The sequence below is a fragment of the Oceanisphaera sp. genome, from assembly GCF_052084945.1.
Taxonomy (GTDB): domain Bacteria; phylum Pseudomonadota; class Gammaproteobacteria; order Enterobacterales; family Aeromonadaceae; genus Oceanimonas.
On record NZ_JBQDEX010000175.1, the window covers coordinates 1 to 3,346 of the forward strand.

Here is a 3,346-nt window from a genome sequence, read left to right on the forward strand (position 1 = left end):
CAAAAGCGCCGGCTATTACGCCACTGTCAAACTTGTGCGAAATATCAAAGGTAGCGCCCTTATCGCCTGCCAAATATTGGCCAGCATGCACTTGCAGCAAGGTATCGTCTAACCAAGGCATTTCAAGATAAGCGCTTACATGACCGGTATTCACCGTGTAATCTAACATGCCAAATTGCGAGTCATAATCGCGTTGCTTAACTCGGTTAGCATTGGCCCCAATCGCCCACTTACTATTCGCCGGGCGATATAACACCTCACTACCCACACCGGCATACATTAGCTCAAAATAGCCACCGTACGCTTGGGCATACCAACCATCAGCCACTCTATCCATCCATGTGAGCTGTAAGTTATCTACCCGCACCGGATTATCACTTACATACTTACGCACCAAGGTTCGTACCGGCGGCAATACGTCTGTATTACCTCGATAATCCTTATCCCATTTATCGTAGTTATCTAACAAGTTTACATAAAGGCCTGCAGATGCCAGCCATTGTTGAGTAATATCAGCTTCAACATTGGCATTAAAGCCTATTTGATACATATAAAAGGATTCAGGCCCACCTAGCGATTGCTTTAAGATTGGCGAGATGCCGAAACGAACTCTTTGGTTATGTTCAGCTAAAGTTGTGCTATTAGCATAACGCGCTGGCTCTTTAGTTGTTATGGCATCACTTACATTAGCGCCAATATAAGCATTGTCAGCTGCTAAGCGCAGCGCTGCCATATCAAATTCTTGTGTAGTAAGTTCTAAACTTTTTTTACGCTCAACTAATTGTACCCGCTCAATATCGCTAGGCACTTGGTTGGCCAATAATACGGCTGCTCTGGTTTGCGCCTCTGTGCGATCACGATATTTGGTTTGCTCACCACTGATCACTAAGGTGGTATCGTCTTGATAAATATTAGTGCGCTTATAACCGGCATTATCAGTTAACTCAGTTTGCAAACGTCCCCAATCAGCTTGGTCAGCTTCAGGTTGCTGGGTGGCATCATAATCGGGGTGGGGCACATCATTCCAACTGGGTGTTAGCTCATTAAAATTAGTGCGCATGGTTATCCCAAAGCCAAAGGTATTACCACGTTGATAATTGGCGTGTACATCTAACCAGTCAAAAGCTCTGTAAACCGCACCTACGTTTATAGGAGTATTAACATCTAAGCTACCGGCTTTCTCTATTTTCCCCTTGCCTTCTTGATAATCATTACTGTCGTATTCCAGTTTTAAGCGCAATGGTTGCCAAGGGGTTTGATATTCTACCCCACCAAATAAAGCCGCTGGGCCTCTAAACATTTTATCTGCATCAAACTTACCGCCACCTCCTAATGTGCCAGTAGGACGCTCACAAAAACCATCTTTTGCTTCACAAAAGGGGTTACTAATATTATCGCGGCTACCTAAATAGCCCCATCCCATACCGAAAGTAAAATCTAATGGCCCTAATCGTTTATTAGCCGCCACAAACTCGCTGGCAAATAAGCCGGTACCGCCTAAATCACGAGCGCCCACACTAAGTTCGGGCAGCCATTGGCTTTCTTTTAATAACCGAAACTTGGCATCAATACCTTTATCTTTATAAGTTTGATCGCCACTAAAGCTATTGCTTACGCCAAACTCACCGCTATAAGCGCGCGTTCGCACATCTACATAACGCACTGTGGTTTCTAACCAGGGAAATAGCTGCAAAGATAAAGAATAACGACGGTATTGGTCGGTATCAAAATAGTTAATACTAAACTCGCCTTCTTTATTCATGCGGGCAGAAGGCATTTGAATTAAGCCCACACCACCAAAGTCAGATTGCGACGGCTGGGTTACAAAAGGCGTAAGAGCCGGTTGCTCGGCAACAGCTGCAGGAGATAAAGCAAGGCTAATGGCCGTGGCCAAGGCGGCATAATGAAAAATGGGTTTCATCAAAATTCTCGGTTGGCAAATAGGGTGATAATGCGTTGGTTTAAATCAGCAAACTCAGCGGGCAGTGCCTTAAACCCCACATACAAGGTAGCACCAGGGGCAACACCTACAAATTCAGGGCTAAAGGCATCAATAGGGCTGGTCATTACTTCGCCATCGGGCTGAATAATCCACAATTTTTTGCCGTTAGCGCCGGGTAATAAACTGAGTCGGCGGCCATAGTCATAGGCAAAAGCAGAATCAACAAACGGGCGTTTACCGGGCAGGCGCACTAAACCCTGAACGTGCACAAAAGTCGCTCTTGGGTGAATAGCCAATTGATAATGTTCGGTTAATAGCGGATTGTCATTAGCATTAATACGCACTTGATCGTAATTAAAATTAACCGGTAGGCTAACCGTAAGAGGTAAGTTTTTAAGTTGGGTACTAAGAGCACTTGTGCTGCGCAACAAACCCTGTTTGCCCTTGCGCGCCCAATATTGGCCTAAGGTGTGCAAATCGCTAAGCACTTGAGTGCGCTCAGCCTCTAAAGCCACCCTTTTAGGGTGAGAGCTGGGCAGGCTTAATTGTGACCAACGTGCATCTATGCCTTTTGCTTGTAACTGCCCCAATAATTGCTGCCAGCGTACCGCCTGAGGTTGCTGCCATTGCCAAACGTCACCCGCTAATGGAGTAACGGTAACGGATACTGAATTGGCCTGTAGCGGTAAAATAAAAAACACGCTGAGCGTAATAAAAACACGAGAGATTATATTCATGAAAAAGGCTTAAGAAGAGTAATTTCTACCGCCGGCAAGCCGGGCCCAACAAACTGTATGCTTTTAATGACCTTGCCCGTAGTAGGAGACAACCAAAATTGATTATTTTGCTCCACCTCCAGCTTAGGGTAAATCACCTGCTCATTAAATTTAACCAGCTCTACCGGCTTATCTAAAATAGTGACTTGTTCGTGAGCTTGATAACTAAAGCGCGAGAGTGCCTGATAACCACTGTAATAACCGGGCTGCCAGTCGTGTTCAGTAGACCAGCGCATGCCTTCGGCATCACGGTGTTGCCAGAGCTGTAACAACTCGGGCAGAGGATCCTTCTCTAAGTTAGCGGTATAGGTCACATCATGACTAAAACCCACAGTGCTTACTAAGCGCCCGTGTTGGGTGACGACCATGGCTTTATCTTGGGTTACCCACTTGAGTTGCTCGCCTTCGGCAAAAGCTAATGCCGACAATACCCGTGGGCCATGGCCCCATTTAAACTGAATGGCAGCATAGGGTAGGGCATCTATTTGTTGCTGAGTAATAGCTACATCGGGGTAGCCTAAGGTAGCGACTTTAACTAACTCACTCACATCTTTTACTTTTTGACTGCAACCAGCCAGTAAAAATATGGCAACTAAGGTTGTCCACTTTACAGAATAGTTAAATGTGT

The 3,346-nt window shown here is 45.5% G+C and carries 3 protein-coding genes; all 3 read right to left on the bottom strand.

All coding sequences use genetic code 11. From position 1 onward, the window contains the following. Positions 1-1,921 (bottom strand): YjbH domain-containing protein (locus ACTHY5_RS11640; RefSeq protein WP_441879864.1); only part of this gene is annotated, 1,921 nt, incomplete at its 3' end. Next, the gene (locus ACTHY5_RS11645) at positions 1,921-2,679 is read right to left on the bottom strand and encodes a capsule biosynthesis GfcC family protein (RefSeq protein WP_441879867.1); all 759 of its coding nucleotides are present in this window, start codon (positions 2,677-2,679) and stop codon (positions 1,921-1,923) included. The genes ACTHY5_RS11645 and ACTHY5_RS11640, both read right to left, overlap by 1 nt. Then, a partial coding sequence (locus ACTHY5_RS11650; protein WP_441879870.1) for a YjbF family lipoprotein occupies positions 2,676-3,346 on the bottom strand: 671 nt, incomplete at its 5' end. The genes ACTHY5_RS11645 and ACTHY5_RS11650, both read right to left, overlap by 4 nt.